This window comes from Vibrio sp. 10N.222.49.A3 (assembly GCF_041475145.1).
Classification (GTDB): Bacteria; Pseudomonadota; Gammaproteobacteria; order Enterobacterales; family Vibrionaceae; genus Vibrio; species Vibrio tasmaniensis_A.
In genome coordinates, this window is record NZ_JBFRVM010000279.1 from 1 (window position 1) to 737 (window position 737).

The 737-nt window shown below is 42.7% G+C and carries 1 protein-coding gene; it reads right to left on the reverse strand.

The annotated features are described in order from the left end of the window. Nucleotides 1-288 precede the first annotated feature (288 nt). Nucleotides 289-737: hypothetical protein (locus tag AB4589_RS25025; RefSeq protein ID WP_372101918.1), on the reverse strand; the 449-nt coding region annotated here is incomplete at its 5' end.

Sequence of the window (737 nt, forward strand, 5' to 3'; positions counted from 1 at the left end):
TTCACGTCGCACGGGCAGAAATGAGCTAGAGCTACTACTCTAATGATTCATTAGAACGAATAGCAGCGTACCGATGCGATCGCTGCCATTTTAAGAGGATACTTTATTGCTTGCTACTCATGGAAACAGGAACGTAATACTTTCTTGGGCTATATAAGGGGTTAAAGGAACGTTTTTGTGCCCAAGCAGCGGCAGTCTAGAATAAAGACATTTAACCCGTTCCTACTCTCTCGTACTGGCCTTATACCTGAAATTACATTCACTCTCGATGGATATCCTGTGCCGAGATTAATATTTCCAGCCGTTAAATTGCAAGGATTTAGGGATAGGGCTGTAACAAGGGTATTCAGTTTGCAGACCATATTCAAAAATAACCGAAGTTGACATTGCAAATGAAGATGAATAATTATATCGAGTAAACCTTTCAGGATTATTCTTCGCCGTCTTTTCAAGCACTGTCCAGATCATATCTTCAAGAAATTCAGGGTGGCGATTCGGATCGAGTGCCATCAAATCACGCATACAGAACCAGTTATTACCTCCTAGCTCTTGTTGGCGGGTAGCATTGCCGAAATATGCTTCTTGTAGTGCTCGCAGATGAGCTTTCAGAATTTTTGATTCCACGGTGTCCGTTTCATCTATGTGCTGCAAGAAGTAAGGCAGTTTGGTGATGTCTGCCATTGCTCTAGGGGCGCTAGATAATTTGGGGTTTTCGTACTGCTCGTGTATCTCACTCA